This window comes from Thermosporothrix hazakensis (genome assembly GCF_003253565.1).
GTDB classification, from domain to species: domain Bacteria; phylum Chloroflexota; class Ktedonobacteria; order Ktedonobacterales; family Ktedonobacteraceae; genus Thermosporothrix; species Thermosporothrix hazakensis.
Map to the genome: position 1 here is coordinate 188,746 of NZ_QKUF01000001.1, position 17,111 is coordinate 205,856.

The 17,111-nt window shown below is 53.6% G+C and carries 14 protein-coding genes and 3 tRNA genes; 16 read left to right on the top strand and 1 reads right to left on the bottom strand.

Translation table 11 applies throughout. From position 1 onward, the window contains the following. The first annotated feature begins 10 nt into the window (after positions 1-10). The 5 genes from EI42_RS00755 to EI42_RS00775 all read left to right on the top strand — a co-directional run bounded on the left by EI42_RS00755 (position 11) and on the right by EI42_RS00775 (position 3,364). Positions 11-2,218 (top strand): glycoside hydrolase family 65 protein, encoded by a 2,208-nt coding sequence (locus tag EI42_RS00755; RefSeq protein ID WP_170142259.1) that lies wholly within the window; start codon positions 11-13, stop codon positions 2,216-2,218. A gap of 142 nt (positions 2,219-2,360) precedes the next feature. Beyond that, positions 2,361-2,437, top strand: a tRNA-Glu gene (locus EI42_RS00760). A gap of 41 nt (positions 2,438-2,478) precedes the next feature. Beyond that, positions 2,479-2,555, top strand: a tRNA-Glu gene (locus EI42_RS00765). 26 nt (positions 2,556-2,581) lie between these two features. After that, positions 2,582-2,655, top strand: a tRNA-Glu gene (locus tag EI42_RS00770). A gap of 316 nt (positions 2,656-2,971) precedes the next feature. Then, positions 2,972-3,364 carry a cupredoxin domain-containing protein gene (locus EI42_RS00775; protein ID WP_111317707.1) on the top strand — a complete coding sequence of 131 codons (393 nt, stop codon included), beginning with the start codon at positions 2,972-2,974 and terminating at the stop codon, positions 3,362-3,364. A gap of 93 nt (positions 3,365-3,457) precedes the next feature. On the opposite strand, the gene EI42_RS00780 is transcribed toward EI42_RS00775, so the two are convergent. Further along, positions 3,458-3,727, bottom strand: a complete 270-nt coding sequence (locus EI42_RS00780; protein WP_137686085.1) for a hypothetical protein — start codon at positions 3,725-3,727, stop codon at positions 3,458-3,460. 106 nt (positions 3,728-3,833) lie between these two features. Here EI42_RS00780 and EI42_RS00785 point away from each other — a divergent pair, with 106 nt between their 5' ends. The 11 genes from EI42_RS00785 to EI42_RS00835 form a co-directional block, all read left to right on the top strand. Next, positions 3,834-4,343, top strand: coding sequence for a (2Fe-2S)-binding protein (locus EI42_RS00785; protein ID WP_111317712.1), 510 nt, complete (start codon positions 3,834-3,836; stop codon positions 4,341-4,343). A gap of 107 nt (positions 4,344-4,450) precedes the next feature. Continuing rightward, the gene (locus EI42_RS00790) at positions 4,451-6,784 is read left to right on the top strand and encodes a xanthine dehydrogenase family protein molybdopterin-binding subunit (protein WP_111317715.1); all 2,334 of its coding nucleotides are present in this window, start codon (positions 4,451-4,453) and stop codon (positions 6,782-6,784) included. A gap of 42 nt (positions 6,785-6,826) precedes the next feature. After that, positions 6,827-7,696 (top strand): FAD binding domain-containing protein, encoded by an 870-nt coding sequence (locus EI42_RS00795; protein ID WP_111317718.1) that lies wholly within the window; start codon positions 6,827-6,829, stop codon positions 7,694-7,696. Between the two features lie 294 nt (positions 7,697-7,990). Then, on the top strand, positions 7,991-9,001 hold the full coding sequence (locus EI42_RS00800; protein ID WP_170142260.1) for a GAF domain-containing protein: 1,011 nt from the start codon (positions 7,991-7,993) through the stop codon (positions 8,999-9,001). 32 nt (positions 9,002-9,033) lie between these two features. Further along, on the top strand, positions 9,034-9,912 hold the full coding sequence (locus EI42_RS00805) for a class I SAM-dependent methyltransferase (RefSeq protein ID WP_170142261.1): 879 nt from the start codon (positions 9,034-9,036) through the stop codon (positions 9,910-9,912). A gap of 117 nt (positions 9,913-10,029) precedes the next feature. Beyond that, on the top strand, positions 10,030-10,386 hold the full coding sequence (locus tag EI42_RS00810; protein ID WP_111317725.1) for a hypothetical protein: 357 nt from the start codon (positions 10,030-10,032) through the stop codon (positions 10,384-10,386). 81 nt (positions 10,387-10,467) lie between these two features. Next, a complete protein-coding gene (locus EI42_RS00815) occupies positions 10,468-11,574 on the top strand; it encodes an aminopeptidase (protein ID WP_111317728.1) in 1,107 nt (368 codons plus the stop codon). A gap of 173 nt (positions 11,575-11,747) precedes the next feature. Next, the gene (locus EI42_RS00820) at positions 11,748-12,371 is read left to right on the top strand and encodes a double zinc ribbon domain-containing protein (RefSeq protein ID WP_170142262.1); all 624 of its coding nucleotides are present in this window, start codon (positions 11,748-11,750) and stop codon (positions 12,369-12,371) included. Between the two features lie 63 nt (positions 12,372-12,434). Next, entirely contained in the window at positions 12,435-12,716 is a 282-nt protein-coding gene (locus tag EI42_RS00825; RefSeq protein ID WP_111317734.1) for a hypothetical protein, read from the top strand. A gap of 339 nt (positions 12,717-13,055) precedes the next feature. After that, a complete protein-coding gene (locus EI42_RS00830) occupies positions 13,056-14,333 on the top strand; it encodes a M16 family metallopeptidase (protein ID WP_111317736.1) in 1,278 nt (425 codons plus the stop codon). Between the two features lie 24 nt (positions 14,334-14,357). Beyond that, the coding region (locus tag EI42_RS00835) for a tetratricopeptide repeat protein (protein WP_211325981.1) at positions 14,358-17,111 on the top strand (2,754 nt) is incomplete at its 3' end.

Consider the following 17,111-nt stretch of genomic DNA (forward strand, 5'->3'; position numbering starts at 1 on the left):
GGGCGTTCTTGTGAATCTCTGGCACATAACCGAAGAGACATTTGAACCCACACTGAAAAGAATCCACAGCAATGAGACCGTCTTCACAATCGGGAACGGCTACTTTGGTACACGTGGAACATACGAGGAAGGATACCCAAGAGACAACGCCGCGACACTCCTGTTTGGGGTATTTGATGACATTCCGGTTGCCCGTGAGGAATTGGCAAACACCCCCGACTGGATTCCCATTAAGCTCTTCGTCAATCGCGAGCGCTTCCGCCTTGATCGGGGGCAAATCCTGGCATATCAGCGCAGCCTGGATATGCAACAGGGCTTGTTGCGCCGTACTGTCACCTGGCGAAGCGATCAGGGAATACGCCTTCGGCTCGACACGGAGCGTTTCGCCAGCCTTGCCGATGAGCATGTAGGCGCGATTCGCTACACCGTGACTATTGAAGAGACACCAGACAACCAGCCCTGTGACATTTCTATCTGGAGTGGAATCAGTCTGGCTGAAGGTAACTACGACGTTATGCACTGGGAATCGGTTGACCAGAGGAGTGAGGGCGATATCTCATGGTTCCATACCGAGACCAAGAAGACCCTTGTCCAGCTCGTCCAGTCGATGTGTTTCCTCAGCGATACACCGGAGTTCGAGCGCATGATGCTGGACTCGGATATCGCGCCTAGCATCCGCTACAATGGGAAGCTAGCCCCGGGTGAAACCTTCACCGCAGACAAAATTGTGGTGATGTACACGTCTCGCGATGTGCATAATCCGCGCGAAAAGTCTATTGCGCATCTCCAAAAGCTGTTAGACAGCGCATCCGGGCACTACCGGCAGGTGTATAACGAACTGCTTGCCAGAAATCAAGAGGCCTGGCGCACCTTCTGGGAGATTGCAGACGTCGTCATTGAGGGCGATGAGCGAGCACAACGTGGCATGCGCTTCAATATCTATCAGTTGCGCATCAATGTCTCGGATCATGATTATCGCTATAGCGTTGCCGCCAAAGGTCTGACCGGCTTCGGCTATCGCGGTCACGTCTTCCATGATACTGAGGTATTTATGCTGCCCTTCTATACCTTTGTGATGCCCAAAGTAGCGCGTAATCTATTGCTCTACCGCTATCACCTGCTGGATGCCGCCCGCCGGAAAGCGGCCAGCAACGGGTATGAAGGGGCACAGTATCCCTGGGAAAGCACGCTCAACGGCGAAGAAACAACCCCGGTCTCGATTGTGCACCCGGAAACCGGTGAGGTCGTTCCGGTTCTCAACGGCTTCATTGAGTTGCATATCACGGCCAGCATTGCCTATGCCGTCTGGCAATACTGGCAGATCACGGGGGACGACGCCTTTCTGCGCGACTATGGGGCGGAAATCCTGCTGAGCACAGCCACCTTCTGGGCTAGCCGGGTGGAGAAAAACGAGGAGACCAACCAGTACGAGATCAATGATGTGATCGGACCCGATGAGTGGCACGAACATGTCGACAACAACGCCTTTACCAATTATATGGCGAGCAAGAATATTCTCTATGCACTCGATGCGCTTCGCTGGCTGGCCCTGAATGCACCAGAGAAAGAGCGCGAGCTTGGAGAAAAGCTGCGCCTGACCAATCAACGCATCTCATACTGGCTCGACGTCGCCCAACACATGCGCGTGCCTCAAGTACGACAGAGTGGCCTCTTTGAGCAATTTGACGGGTTCTTTCAACTCGAACCGCTTGATCAGAGCAAGTTCAAGGGACGCCGCGACTCCTTCCAGGGTATCCTGGGGGTTGAGGCGGTCCAGAAATATCGCATCATCAAGCAGGCCGATGTGTTGATGCTACTGACATTGCAACGCGATCAATTCGACGAGCGAACCAAGCGCGTGAACTGGGACTATTATTACCCCATTACCGATCATGACTATGGCTCGTCGTTAACTCCCGCGCTGCATGTTGTGCTGGCGTGCGAACTGGCCTACCTGGAAGAAGCCTATAAGCTCTTTATGAAAGGCGCAATGGTCGATATCGAGAACCTGCGTGGGAACACGCCCGAAGGGATTCATGCCGCCTGTGCCGGAGCCGTCTGGCAGGCAGCCATCTTCGGCGCAGCCGGGCTTCAAATCAGCGACGAGCACAAGGTGATTACTGAACCTCACTGGCTCAACAACTGGTCTCGGCTGGCCTTCTCGGTCTACTACAAAGGGAAACTACACCGTTTCGACCTGCGTCGTGAGCAACAGTGAGCAACCAACCGGGGTAGGGAATTCTCTACCCCGGTTTGACCATTTTCTGGAAATCCAGAGAAAAAACCCTTGACAAGCCCGGAAAGTTCAGGTATTATGTACCCCGTGGTCAGCCGGGAACGGTAGACCAGCAAAATACTAAGGCGCATTCGTCTAGCGGTTTAGGACACCGCCCTCTCAAGGCGGAGATCACGGGTTCGAATCCCGTATGCGCTACCAGAGTGATAGGGTTTCGGCCCTATCACAACAATACAAACCAGGGCGCATTCGTCTAGCGGTTTAGGACACCGCCCTCTCAAGGCGGAGATCACGGGTTCGAATCCCGTATGCGCTACCACTTCTTTCTCTATTCGAACACTATCTGGCGCATTCGTCTAGTGGTTTAGGACACCGCCCTTTCAAGGCGGAGATCACGGGTTCGAATCCCGTATGCGCTACTTCAGAGGTAAGGCTTATCGTCTTACCTCTTTTTTTGTGCCCTCGACCAACAAAACAGGTTTCTGCCAGGCAAACCAGTTTCTCAGCAAAAGCAGGCGTTGAAAGAGCCCGAAGGAAGGTGTATTATTGTGGGGCACGTTTTAAGCCCAGGACGCTCTTCTATAGCGTTCAGGCCAATCGTGGAAAACTTGACAGGTGTACAGATCTCTTTGCTATAGTAAGAACTAGTAACACCTCCCTGTGATGTTGAAGAACAGATGCTCATATCCACAGGAGAAAAAATCTCTTTTTTCGGAGGACTGAAAGGGAACATCCATGCATAAAAAAGGTATCCTCGTCACCGTCCTGATTATACTTACTCTTTCGCTGACCACCGTGATTTTTGCCGGTTGCTCGGTCCGGGCTCAGGTTGAGGCGAAGACAAAAGTGAAAATGGGTGCAGCCGATTTCATCGACAAAAAGGTTGAAATCAAAAAGGGAGAAGCCATCACGCTGGTAAATGCCGTTCCTTCCACACACTATATCTCGAACGGAACCTGGGATAACGGTAAAGCCAAACCGATGTCTGAGCCAAACGCGCCAACGCTGAGCGCTGTTGCTGTCAGTGGCACTGGCTCCATCACCGTCGGGCCATTTAATCAGGCGGGAGAATTTAAATATTACTGCACCATACACCCGAATATGAATCTCACTGTCGTAGTCAAGTGAAGACGCTTCATATTTATCTGCGAGAAGGGGGCCACGCTGGAACAGTGGCTCCCTTCTTTCGTTCTCAAGGCATCGCGCCACAAAATGGCCCTGTCAAAGAATTGACATCCCTTCTCCCGATATGCTACGCTCTTTATCATCACAGAAAACGTGCACGATCAGCATGTCCATGATCGGCTTTGTAGGTTGTTCCCGACAATCACACAGAGCAGGCGTGAAGAAGAGGCGAATGTATGGGCTTTCCTCGGAGGCGACCACAGCAACAGGCGTCACGCGATGTGACATCCCGAGTTCCTTCTTGCGAAGCATCGCTTTCTTGCACCTTGCTCCATCCACCAGCAATATCTCAGGTTTCTGATACATCGATAGACTTTCCCTATATAGTAAGTTTAGAGAGGCTCTCTGCCCGCACACATTTTTGTTGCCCTTGTAATAGAAAGCGGGCACAGGCGAGATGGAGGTATTTTTCATGGCAAACAAGCGCTCTATTACCGTCACCGTCAACGGGAAACAACATCACTCTGAGGTCGAGCCCCGCATGCTTCTGGTCAACTACTTACGTGACGTACTCGATCTGACCGGCACCCATGTCGGCTGCAACACCTCACAGTGTGGCGCATGCGTTGTACATTTGAATGGCGAGGCAGTGAAATCCTGCACCGTACTTGCCGTTCAGGCCGATGGCGGCGAGGTCACCACCATTGAAGGTCTTGCTCCCGAAGGCAGCCTGCACCCGTTACAACAAGCTTTCTGGGAGAAGCATGGCCTGCAATGTGGCTTCTGTACTCCCGGCATGATCATGGCATCGGCTCAACTGCTAAAAAACAACCCCAACCCGAGCGAAGCCGAGATTCGCAAGGGCCTTGAGGGCAATATCTGCCGCTGCACTGGCTACCAGAACATCGTTCGTGCCGTCCAGTATGCTGCAGAGAAAATGCAGGCAGAGCAGACAGAACCCGTCGGAGCAGGAGGCGAGTAATCGCTTCCCTGTTCTTTCGGCACAGCAGCAGCTCCGGCTCATAACAAGCAACCATCTCTTCCGCGTTAACAGTGTTTCCATTGCCTGGGAAAGGACGTGATATTTTCATGGGTATTGCATCTATGCTCGGCACGTCAATTAAACGCCGGGAGGACCCGCGCCTGATTACCGGACAGGCAACCTATGTCGATGATATCAAGCTCATGGGTATGCTGCATATGGCGGTCCTGCGCAGCCCGTATGGACATGCACGAATCCAACACATTGACGTGTCAACCGCCCTGCAAGCGCCCGGCGTGGTCGCGGTCTACACAGCAGAAGACCTGAAAGGGAAAGTCGGCAATATCGCCGTTGCCGTTCCTCTTGGACATATTACCGAAGGCATGGGATGCCGTGGCCCCCTGGCTGAAGGCAAAGTACGCTTCTATGGCGATCCAGTCGCGATTGTACTGGCAGAAACGCCCTACGCAGCCCGGGACGCGCTTGACCTGATCGAAGTTGATTATGAGCCACTTCCCGCCGTTGTTGATGCCGAAAAAGCCATGCAACCCGACGCTCCGATTCTCTATGAGGATTTCGGGACCAATGTTGCCCACAGTGTCCACCCGCCGACCGACGAGATCGAGCGTGTCTTTGCCGAAACGCAGGCCAATGGCGGCGTCCTGGTGAAAGCGCGGCTGGTCAATCACCGCGTAGCCCCCGTCTCAATGGAGACCCGGGGCGTTGTGGCCGATTTTCGCAAGGCAGATAAAAGCCTGACTCTCTGGAGCTCGTCGCAGATTCCGCACCTGCTGCGCAATATTCTGGCCGCACAACTGAACCTGCCACAGCATCAGGTACGCGTGATCGTGCCGGAGGTTGGCGGCGGCTTTGGCTCGAAGCTCAATGTCTATCCTGAAGAGGCTCTGGCCGCGCTTGCCAGTATGCTGCTTGGTCGCCCCGTCAAATGGATCGAGGACCGAAGCGAGAATCTGGCGGTTACCGTTCACGGACGCGACCAGATTGACTATATTGAGGTTGCGGCCACACGCGAGGGCAAAGTGACCGGCCTGAAGGTGCATGGGATCTCGGACATGGGAGCATACTGCCAGCTCTTCACCGACGTGATTATGCTGGCATTTGGCTACCCCGTCTCCTGCGGCGCCTACGACATTCCAACCGTCCACCTGAGCGCGGATATTGTCTTTACCAACAAGGCCCCAACCGACGCCTATCGCGGCGCTGGACGTCCCGAAGCTACCTATGTCGTTGAACGAGCGATGGACCTTGTTGCCCGCGAACTCGGCAAAGACCCGGCGGAAATTCGTCTGCTCAACTTTATCAAGCCCGAGCAGTTCCCTTACAAGTCGGCTGCCGGTGCCGTCTACGACTCCGGAAACTATCACGCCGCCTTGCGGAAGGCAATGGAGTTGATCGGCTACGAGCAGCTACGCGCCGAACAGAAGCAGCAGTCAGGTGACAAGCTGCTCGGAATCGGCATCTCGTCGTACATCGAGATCTGCGGCTTTGGCCCGAAGGGCTCAGCACCGGTCGGGCTCTATGAAAGCGCTCGCGTACGCGTGGAGCAGAGCGGCACAGTGATTGTCTACACAGGAGCCTCGCCGCATGGACAGGGTGAAGAAACAACCTTTGCCCAGATTGTCGCTGAGGAGTTCAGCATTCCAGTTGAGAACGTGCTGATCCTGCACGGCGACACCGACTCCACGCCCGAGGGACGCGGCACCTATGGCAGCCGCACCACGGCAGTCGGCGGCTCGGCAGTCTTTAACGCGGTCCAGAAGCTCAAAGAGAAAATGCTGCTGATTGCCTCCCATATACTCGAGGCCAGCCCGGATGATCTGACGCTCGAAGATGGCAAGTTCTCCGTAAAGGGGGCCCCCTCAAAGGCCGTGACATTCGCCGAGGTTGCTATGACGGCCAACCTCTCGAATACGCTGCCCAAAGGGATCGAACCCGGCCTGGAAACCACCGTCTTCTTTGAGCCCGACGCGTGTGTTTTCCCCTTCGGCAGTCACATCGCGGTCGTCGAGATCGACAAGGAAACCGGTCAGGTCCATCTCAAGCGCTTTGTCGCCGTCGATGACTGTGGCCGTCAATTGAATCCGATGATCGTGCAGGGGCAGATTCACGGAGGGCTGGCGCAGGGCATCGGGCAGGCGCTCTATGAGAGCGTCGAGTACAATGACGAGGGGCAATTACTGACAGCGACATTGATGGATTATGCGGTTCCCGCCGCAAAAGACTTTCCACCATTTGAGCTCGATCACACGGTCACGCCCACGCCAGTCAATCCGCTCGGCGTGAAAGGGGTCGGCGAGGCCGGCACGATCGGATCAACTCCGGCAATTGTGGCCGCTGTCGCAGATGCGCTCAATGTCGCTCATGTGGATATGCCCTTTAAACCGGAAAAAATCTGGCGGATCATCCACCAGCAACCATAAAAAGCCCACACACATCAAGAGGAAAGATGAGGAGAAGTTTCTATGTCGATACCCGCAGCTTTTGATTACCATCCCGCCCAAACGGTGGATGAGGCGCTGTCATTACTTCAGCAGTACGGTGATGACGCGAAGATACTGGCTGGCGGACATAGCCTGATCCCCGCGATGAAACTCCGGCTGGCACAGCCTGAACACCTTGTCGATATTGGCCGAATTCAGGGACTCTCGTACATCAAAGAGGAGCAGGACACCATTGCGATCGGCGCTTTGACCACCTACACCCAGATCGAGCGCTCGGACCTGCTGCAACAGTATTTTCCCCTGATGGTCGAATGTGCCAGCATTATCGCCGATCAGCAGGTCCGCAACCGGGGCACGATTGGCGGCAGTATCGCACACGCTGATCCAGCAGGCGATATGCCCGGCGTTATTCTGGCACTCAAAGGCGAGATCGTGGTGCAGGGCCCCGGGGGGAAACGCACCATCGCCGCTGATGATTTCATCCTGGGCGCATTTGAAACGGCCCTGGAACCGGATGAAATCGTCATCGAGCTCCGTTTCGCCCGCCCGCCCGCTCACACCGGCAGTGCCTATCAGAAACTCGCAAACCAGGCCTCGCATTACGCGATTGTTGGCAGCGCAGTGGTGCTCACTCTGGACGCAAATAAGACCTGCACCGCGGCCAGCGTCGTCATTACCGGCGCCTCGATGAAAACTGAACGCTCCCGAGCGGTTGAGCAGGCACTTATTGGCAAGCAACTCGACACCGCAACGATTACCGATGCAGCCAGCCATGCCGCCGATGAACTGGAACTGGTCAGCGACATTCACGGCTCCGAAGAGTATCGCAAGCAGATGGCAAGCGTCATCGTACGCCGCACCATCAATAGTGCGTTAGAGCGCATCAGCTAGGCAAGCAACGACTCATAAGGGCACCCGACCTCTCGTCGGGTGTCTCTTTTTTGTCCGGTATTCAATGTCAGTATTATTGTAGCCCTCCTTTCCCTTTTCTACAACATATGTGAACACATGCAACACACAATGTAGACAATTGTAATGAGCGACCAGGCGTATAAAAAAAGTATTAAAAATTCACGTTGTTCCTACCACGAATTGAACTTTTATTATCAAAGTGCTATGATAGATGCGCGAAACTCTGGAAAAATTCTAAAGCGTAGAACATCACCAGAATGGGCAAGGAGAGCTATGAGCGAGCCGACTAACTTCACAAGCTGGAATGCATTACTCGATTTTCTGATTAAAGACCCCCATGAGAAACAACGAATAGCGCAGGAGATCCGGGTCAAGCCAATTACACTCCATCGGTGGGTTGCGAACGAATCACGACCGCGCGAAGACAATATGCGCACGCTCTTGAAAGCGATACCACGCGCGTATGCTCAGGAGTTTGTTCGGCTCATCGAGCAAGATTTTCCTCAATTGGTCGAACAGGGACAAGCAAAGGTCCAGCGGATTCCATCCGTTCCACCCGCTGAGTTCTATGCCAAAGCGCTGAACCATCATGCCAACACACCACGCTCTATCTATCCACAACAATATATAGATCTGGTCTTGCAGCAGGCCCTTTCACTCCTCGATCCTGAGCACGAAGGCATTTCCCTCAGTATCATCAGTTGTGTTCCACCTCGCGAGGGCCAAAAAGTGCGCAGCTTGCGCGAGATCAGCAGCCTGTGCTCAAAACAGCAGCGCAACCCGAGCGGGCCAAAAACGCTGTTTCTGGGCAGTGAATCGCTGGCAGGTACCGCAGTTCTCCATTATCGCCCGGCAGTGCGAAGCCGCCGCGATGAACCCGCCTCGCCCACGCCTGCCCATTGGACAGATCAAGAGGAGAGCGCTGTTGCTTATCCCCTGCTCCGTCACTCAAAAGTGGCTGGCAGTCTGGTTGCATCAAGCCCCTATCCTGAGTATTTTCAGGATAGCCACATTCGCCTGATCGAGAATTACGCAAATCTGGTCGCGCTGGCCTTTCAAGACCACGAATTTTATGCGCTTGAAGACATCCATCTACACCTTATGCCTCAGCAGAGCCAGCAAGAGCCCTATTTTCGGTACGTCAATCAGCGCGTATCGCAGAAAATGGCTCAGGCTGCCAGTGAACGTCGTCTCCTGTCTCTGCACGAAGCGCAACAGGAGGTCTGGCAGGAACTCGAAGAGGAGTTTATCCAGCTAGCAGCAGGAGTCACCGAAAAGGAGTAACGGGTCACTCATCACAAAGGAGGGCTATGAGTATGACAGACCCACAGGAATATTTCGGAAAGAATGAATACAACACGTATGTCATTGACTCGGAAAGCGCCGCTGAGATGACACGCCTGCTCAAGCAGGATCGCCTGATTACCAGCGCAATGGGTGGGATCTTCCCTGAGCGGGAAAACATCGATATCACTGATATCAACGATATACTTGATATCGCCTGTGGTCCCGGCGGATGGGTGCTCGATACTGCCTACGCGCATTCCGACATCGAGGTCACCGGTATTGATATCAGCACGCGCATGATCGAGTATGCCAGAACACAGGCTCGCGTTCAGGGGCTTGAGAATGCCCATTTTCATGTCATGAACGCGCTCAATCGTCTGGAATTTCCCAATAACTCATTCGATATGGTGAACACTCGCTTTATTGTTGGCTTTATGCAGGCGTCGCACTGGCCCATCTTCATCCAGGAATGCAAACGTATTCTGCGCCCGGGCGGGATTCTTCGCGTCACCGAGATGGAATGGGGCTTCAGCAACAAGCAGGCCTTTGAAAAGTACTCCTGGCTGATCAGCAGCGCCTTCCATAAAGCCCGGCACAATTTTTCGCCAAATGGCCTGCACATGGGCCTCATTCATATGCTGGCAGACTTCTATCAGAAGGCCGGGTTCGAGCAGATCAAGCAAGAGGCCTGCGTGGTAGACTTCTCCTATGGCACACCGTATCATGAGGGTTTCTATCATGATCTGGAGGTTGGCTATAAGCTGGTGCAGCCCTTTATCACCAAATGGGGGATCAGCACTCAGGAGGAGCTGGACCAGGTTTATCAGCAGAGTATGGCCGAAATGCAGAGCGAAGATTTCCGCTCACTCTGGATTCTGCTGACCACCCTGGGCACCAAGCCGCGCTAATCCATCCATTTGAATTTTCGCCTCTCTCCTCGTTTACCCTCCTATGAGCAGGGGACCATTCCTCCCCTGCCTCTTGCATCTTCTTTGTGAGACATACCACCAGATTGGAAAGGAACAATGCAGCACAAAAAACACTTTCGGCTATCGGTTCTCCTGATCCTGTTTCTCTGTCTCTCGGCCTTCGCATTCCTGCCAGCAGTTACCGCCCACGCACAACAGCAGACAGGCGTGCATCATGTGCTGAAGGGTGGCAACCATCATTCTACGGTAAAAAAGAAGAAGAGCAGCTATCGACCGCCCAGGCGGACCAGCCACTCTTCATCCAGTTGCCAGCGCTATACTGACCCTCAGCAACGGGCTGCCTGTGAGAAGCGCGAGAACCTCATCCTCTTTGGCGTCTTGCTGCCGCTCTGTCTTCTCGGTGGTATCGGGTATGTGCTCTATCGTTGGTACAAAAGGAAGGTAGCGCAATAAGCGCGTCGACGTCCTGGAAACGGCCAGGCAAGCGTGTTACAATACAAAGAAAATTCCCTGGCAAAGGACGAAACGTTCATTATGCATGATATCCGCATTGACCGTTGGGCAAAAACGCTCGTTGAATATTCACTGTATCTCAAACCAGGCGATATCGTTGCTATTCATGCGACTCCGGTAGCGACTCCGCTGATAGAGGCGGTGTACCGCGAGGTGCTACGTGCAGGCGCATACCCGATCCCTGTCATCAAGTTCGATTCCCAGGACGAGGTGTTCCTGCGCGAGGCCAGCGAGGAACAGCTTACCTCCCGACCGACCTTTCTTGAGGAAGCTCTGGCACAAAATATCACCGCTCGTCTATTCATCCAGTCGGAGATCAACACGCGAGCCCTGACCTCAGTCGATCCCGCGCGTCTGGCCCTCTCACGGCAGTCTGGCCGTCATATCTCCCAGATCTTCCGGCAGCGCGAACAGGCGGGAGACTTCCGCTGGTCCCTGACGCTCTATCCGACAATCGGGTATGCTCAGGATACCAATATGTCGCTCCGCGAGTTTGAAGAGTTCGTCTTTGATGTCTGCTTCCTGAATGATCCCGATCCGGTAGCCCGCTGGAAAGAGCTCTCTGTCAACCAGCAGCGTCTTGTCGATTGGCTCAAAGGGAAAAAGAAAGTGCATATCCTGGGCGAGGGCACAGACCTGACCCTATCAATTGAAGATCGTATCTTTATCAACAGCGACGGCAAGCGCAATTTCCCGAGCGGTGAGTTCTTCACCAGCCCGGTCGAGAACAGCGCCAATGGCGTCATTCAATATGATATTCCTTCAACCTACAGTGGACGCGCAGTTGAGGGGATTCGCCTTGTCTTCAAGGAAGGAAAAGTTGTTGAAGCCAGTGCTCGCGTCGGCCAGGAGATCCTTGAACAAATGCTAGCACTGGATGAGGGCGCACGATACCTCGGAGAGTTCGCGTTTGGTACCAATACCCGCGTGACTCGTGGCACCAGAAACATTCTCTTTGATGAGAAAATGGGTGGCACCGTTCATCTGGCGCTTGGTGCCAGCTATCCAGAAACGGGCGGTCTGAACAAATCAGCGCTACACTGGGATATGATCTGCGACCTGCGCACAAAGGGTGAAGTCTGGGTTGATGATACCCTCTTTCTGAAAGATGGTCAGATTCTTATCTAGCCTACACACAACAAAGCGGCGAGCACTTCGTATACATTGTATAAGGAAGCGCGAATTTGAGATGCAGGCAGTAGATACGTTCATTTCTTGTATGGACTTATCCTACTGCCTTTGTTTTCATGCAGCATCGAGTGTCGACAACCGACAACGCATATATGAGGAGGTTCCTTTTCATGGCAACCTGTAGAAATTGTGGTAGCGATGTTACCGGCAAAAAGTTCTGTCCCGAATGCGGCACCCCCGTACAGGTTGGCGGACGCTATGCCTTTTGCCCGCGCTGTCATGCCGAGACAGCTCCCGATGTCGCATTTTGTCAGCATTGTGGCACCGCGCTCCAGCCAACGGCGGCGCAGCCACACAACTCGACCCCACAAAGTCGCCCCTGTCCGTCCTGTCATACAATGGTTCCGATGGCAAGCGTGTTCTGCCCGGGATGTGGCTATAATCTTGGCCCCAATACTGGTACCGGCATGGGCACCAATCCAAACACCAATATAAGCAGTCCCGGAGCCCATAGCGGCCCCACGATCTGTCAGCGCTGTGGACGACAGAATGATCCGGGTGCGTCGGTCTGTCATGGTTGTGGACAGCCGCTGGCTCACGGGCAGCAGCCCACGCCGACACCCTATCCGGGCAATCAGCAGATGCCACAGCCCTACCAGCAGCCCCAGCCACCACAGGTCCACTATCAACAGCAACAGGTCCATTATCCACAACAACAGACATACCCACAGCAACCATATGGGCAACCTCCCTATCCGCAGCAGCCATATGGGCAGCCTCCCTATCCACAATAACCCTATGGGCAGCCCTATCCGCAGCAGCCACCATATAGCGGATTCCAACCTGCTCCCAATCAGATGGTGATTCTCTGCCCAACCTGCCGCGCGCTCTCACCAGTTGGCGCCTCGCATTGTCTGAACTGCCATCAGAGCTTGCTCGGTATCCCACCAATTCAGGCAAACCAGCTCCCGCCCAACCTGCAACCGCAGAAAGGCGGCTTCCTGCAAAGTGATGGCGGAAAAATGGCGGTCGGTGCACTGGGTGGTGCAGCAGCGGCAATTGGCGGCTTTATGCTCTTAGATGCGGTTGATGATATCTTTGACCACGACAGCGGACCACTGGATGATCTCTTTGATTAGTAAGCAACAGAGATAGGAAGGGAAGGGCAGGCATTTACTGCCTCCCTTCTTATTTTATATATACCGAGATTATGCGCCAACGCGACCCTATCTCACCCACTCAACCTACATATCCTGGATAAGGATGAGCAACTTTTCTTCCTATTCTCATGGTTTCCAGTTGCGACAATGCGCTAAAACGTCTATAATACAGCGAGATAAGCTGATTCTGAGTAAAGTAAAATAGCAACTGTACGCGTTTTATTGAAATTCACCTTTTTTGACTTATCAGGAACTATAAGGAGATCACGGCCCTCTTCTCTCAGGTGAAAGAGGCTGAGTGCCTGACGAATAATCTACATGAACTACGAGCGAACCACGCTGCAAAATGGACTACGTTTGTTGACCGCTCAGATGCCTGGTATGCGCTCCGCGAGCATTGGCTTCTTTTTTTCTGTCGGTTCACGCTACGAAGAAGATCGTATAGCAGGCGTCTCACATTTTATCGAGCATATGCTTTTCAAGGGGACCCGCCGCTATCCTTCCGCAAAACATATATCCGAGGCGATAGAAGGTGTTGGAGGGGTATTTAACGGGAGCACAGGGAAAGAGATTACCCACTACACAGCTCGTGTACCGGGCGAGTATCTTGAAAATGTGCTGGATGTGCTGGCAGATATGGTGCGGCATCCGCTCTTTCTACCTGAAGAGCTTGAAAAAGAGCGAAATGTTATCATAGAAGAACTTAGCTCAACGCAAGACGATCCAGCCGAATGGGTTAGCCTGCTTGCTGATGAGGTTATGTGGCCTGATTTGCCCCTGGGGCGCGATGACGCAGGGACGATTGACTCCGTCAAAGGACTCAAGCGGGAAGACATGCTTTCCTTCTTGAACTCCTATTATCGCCCAAACTCCCTGGTTATCAGCATCGCGGGCAATATTGACCCGCAGCAAAGCAAACAACTGGTAGAAAAGTATTTTGCCGACTGGGAAGCGAAACAGGGTCCACGCTGGAAACTCAGTCTTCCCCCTCGGGACGTATCGGCGGTGCGTTCGATCCAGAAGGCAACCGAACAAACCAATATCTGTCTCGCGACACTCGGCGTTTCATACCTGTCGCCAGACTATTACCCTTTCCTCTTGCTCAACGCACTGCTTGGTGACGGTATGAGCTCGCGGCTCTTCCTGTCTATCCGCGAAGAGCAGGGGCTGGCATATGACATAGGAAGCTACTACAATAGCTACAACGAGACGGGAAGCCTGGTTATCAGTGCGGGAGTGGACCCGGCACACACCAAGAAAACGATACGCGCAATAGTGAAAGAGCTGCAACGACTCTGTGACGAACCAATCCCCCAGGACGAGCTGGAACGGATCAAAGCCTATATGCGTGGTGGCCTCTGGCTCGGCCTCGAAGGTACCCAGCAGGTAGCCTCCTGGCTTGGTAGTCAGGAATGTCTTCAGAATCGTGTACGCAGCATGGAAGAAACAGAACAGCGGATGAATGCAGTGACAGCACAGGATATTCAGCGTGTAGCCCGCTATTGCTTCGCTCCCGAGTGGCGACGCCTTGCCATCATCGGGCCGGAAAACGTCCGGCACGCTGAGTACTTCAATACGTTGCTAACAGGTGTGTAAAGAGGGAAGAGGAGACCTATTTTTATGGCACAAGTAACGCTTCGTCAGTACCTGCAAGAGACAGAAGATGCCATCAGTAGCGGTCGCATTGACGACGCGTTTGCGCGTTGTCAAAATATCCTTGCCCACTTTCCGGAGTCGCTGGAGGCGCAGCGACTCCTCGGCGAAGTGTACCTGGCTCAGGGAAATCTCGATGATGCTCAGCAAGCATTCGACTGGGTTCTAACCAATGACCCGGAGAATGTTGTTGTCTACTGCGACCGGGCATTAATCAGTGAGCGACAGGGTGATTATGATACAGCGCTTGATTGCTATCAGCAGGCCTACGAGTTGAGCCGTGGCAACAGCCAGATCCGCAACGAGTTCAATGCATTGAGCGCCCGCGTTGGACAGCAGGGCTTTATGTATTCTCGCGCTGGCCTGGCTCGCCTCTACATGCGGGGCAGTTTATTCATTCAGGCTATTCAGGAATGGGAAGTAGTGCTTGCAACTACTCCCGATCGCCTGGATGCACGCACTGGTCTGCTTGAAACATTCTGGCGCGAAGGGCTCTATGACCGGGTCGAGCAACTGGCAAACCAGATTCTTCAGGAAGTGCCGGGCTGTGTAAAGGCGCTTCTGCTTCTCGCTCATGTCACTTCGCCGAAAGATATGCGTCAGGCGCAGCAGTTGCTTCAACAGGCTGAGAAACTCGACCCTGATCTTCAGCTTGCTCAGGACCTTTTTGCCGATATGTTCGTCAAACAAGCTCATGAGCCGTTCCTGCAACTTCTCCGCAAAGAACCTTCACAGCTCGATACGGAAGGAGCGCGCAGCGGGGCCCCCGCCTTTGCCGATGAGCTTGTCAGCGCAACACCCTCAAATACTGCCTACTCGTCCCACGGCTTCTCCGATGAGTTGCCAAGCTGGGCCAGTCTACCCGCTGTCCATCCTGAAACTACGCCCTCATCCACGCCCGTCAACAGCAATCCAGAGGAAACGATGTTCCCGCAGTGGATGGATACCGTCGCGAAAACCAATATGTGGGCCACACCTGAAGATGCCGCCCGTGCTAACAATCAGGATATTCCAGACTTCGCTGCATACCTGGATAGCTCCTCGCAGTCAGCCTCTTCATGGGAAACTCAGAATCAGCAACCAGAACAGCCTGTTGCCGATTTTGGTCAGCTTTTCACTTCTCCTCAGCAGGAGCAACCTTCACTTTCTGAACAATCTGAGCAGTTTTCTTCATGGGAAAGCTTATCAGCGTTCGCAGCCACTCCGACAAACAATGAGCAACAACCACAGGCCGAAACGATCAGCAATGAAGTATCTTTCAGCGGTAACTGGGACAATGCACAGAAACAGGACGAGAACCAGGCTGCGCCAGCATGGCTGAATATGCTGACCCAATCGAGCGAGCGTAAAGTGAATAGCACTGAACTCCCTCCGGTTCCCGCTCCGATAGAACAACAACCGGTCGAACAGCAGCAACTCCCCGAAGAAACAAAGGCTTCTGTACAGCAGCCCTCTAGCCCGAGCTGGAGCGAAGATTCACAGGAACTTCCCGCCTTCAGTATGGGCGACGACGATGATGTTATCCCGTTTGGCCCCGAATGGCTGAAATCTATCGGCGCGGAATCCATCGAGGATGACGAGAAACCACAACTCGTTCAAGAAGCGTCTGCTCTGGCAGAGAACAAGCAACAACCAGCCGCTACTATGCCAGACAACACAGTATCTCAGCCCGAGAAGCCAAAAGACGAACCTGCATGGCTCAGCCAGCTATACCCGAATGCGCCACAAGCCCCATCTTTTGAGACTTCTCAGACTCAAAAAGAGGAAGTCTCTTCCTGGTCCGGTTTCGAGCAACAGCAGCAACCTGTTCAGGAGCAGAAACAACCTTCCAGTCCTTCCTGGTCCGGTTTCGAGCAGCCTGCACAACAGAAACAACCTTCCAGTCCTTCCTGGTCCGGTTTCGAGCAACAACAGCCGATTCAGGAACAGAAACAGCCTTCCAGTCCTTCCTGGTCTGGCTTCGAGCAACAACAGCCGATTCAGGAACAGAAACAGCCTTCTAGCCCTTCCTGGTCCGGTTTCGAGCAACAGCAGCCGATTCAGGAACAGAAACAGCCTTCCAGTCCTTCCTGGTCCGGTTTCGAGCAGCCTGCACAACAGAAACAACCTTCCAGTCCTTCCTGGTCCGGTTTCGAGCAGCCTGCTCAGGAAAAAGAAGAGTCACTGCCATCATGGGCAACGCCTGCTGAGCAGCATCCGGATTGGTCAACCCAACTGTTTGGTAATACTCAATCTGATATCTCAGAGGCCCAGGTGAACGAACAAAATATTGTTGCCTCACTGGAAGAGCTAGAAAAGAAGCTCTATGCACAGGGCTTTGTCCCGATGGAGCCTAATACACTCTCAACCATTGCGCAACAAAACAATACACCTGTAGAAAAATCAACCGAGCAACAACCACAGCCAGAAACTGTGGCGTCGCTGTCAGATGACTCACTCTCTTCGGCACTGGCAACCCTGGGCGAGTTCCCTGCAATACCCAAACAGCAAAAGGCTCCAGCTTCGGAGCCAGTAGAATCTCAATGGGCTGCTTCCTTTAATCCTGTACCAGAGCCATCAGTCCAGCAGAAACAGCCTTCCAGCCCTAGCTGGCCTGGCTTCGAGCAACAACCTGTTCAGGAGCAGAAGCAACCTTCCAGCCCTTCATGGTCTGGCTTCGAGCAGCAACCTGTTCAGGAGCAGAAGCAACCTTCCAGCCCTTCATGGTCTGGCTTCGAGCAG

Bases quoted from the DNA above. Each gene is read 5' to 3' on its own strand.
- EI42_RS00775 (WP_111317707.1), top strand. From the start codon at position 2,972: ATGCATAAAAAAGGTATCCTCGTCACCGTCCTGATTATACTTACTCTT.
- EI42_RS00780 (WP_137686085.1), bottom strand. From the start codon at position 3,727: ATGTATCAGAAACCTGAGATATTGCTGGTGGATGGAGCAAGGTGCAAG.
- EI42_RS00785 (WP_111317712.1), top strand. From the start codon at position 3,834: ATGGCAAACAAGCGCTCTATTACCGTCACCGTCAACGGGAAACAACAT.
- EI42_RS00790 (WP_111317715.1), top strand. From the start codon at position 4,451: ATGGGTATTGCATCTATGCTCGGCACGTCAATTAAACGCCGGGAGGAC.
- EI42_RS00795 (WP_111317718.1), top strand. From the start codon at position 6,827: ATGTCGATACCCGCAGCTTTTGATTACCATCCCGCCCAAACGGTGGAT.
- EI42_RS00800 (WP_170142260.1), top strand. From the start codon at position 7,991: ATGAGCGAGCCGACTAACTTCACAAGCTGGAATGCATTACTCGATTTT.
- EI42_RS00805 (WP_170142261.1), top strand. From the start codon at position 9,034: ATGACAGACCCACAGGAATATTTCGGAAAGAATGAATACAACACGTAT.
- EI42_RS00810 (WP_111317725.1), top strand. From the start codon at position 10,030: ATGCAGCACAAAAAACACTTTCGGCTATCGGTTCTCCTGATCCTGTTT.
- EI42_RS00815 (WP_111317728.1), top strand. From the start codon at position 10,468: ATGCATGATATCCGCATTGACCGTTGGGCAAAAACGCTCGTTGAATAT.
- EI42_RS00820 (WP_170142262.1), top strand. From the start codon at position 11,748: ATGGCAACCTGTAGAAATTGTGGTAGCGATGTTACCGGCAAAAAGTTC.
- EI42_RS00825 (WP_111317734.1), top strand. From the start codon at position 12,435: ATGGTGATTCTCTGCCCAACCTGCCGCGCGCTCTCACCAGTTGGCGCC.
- EI42_RS00830 (WP_111317736.1), top strand. From the start codon at position 13,056: ATGAACTACGAGCGAACCACGCTGCAAAATGGACTACGTTTGTTGACC.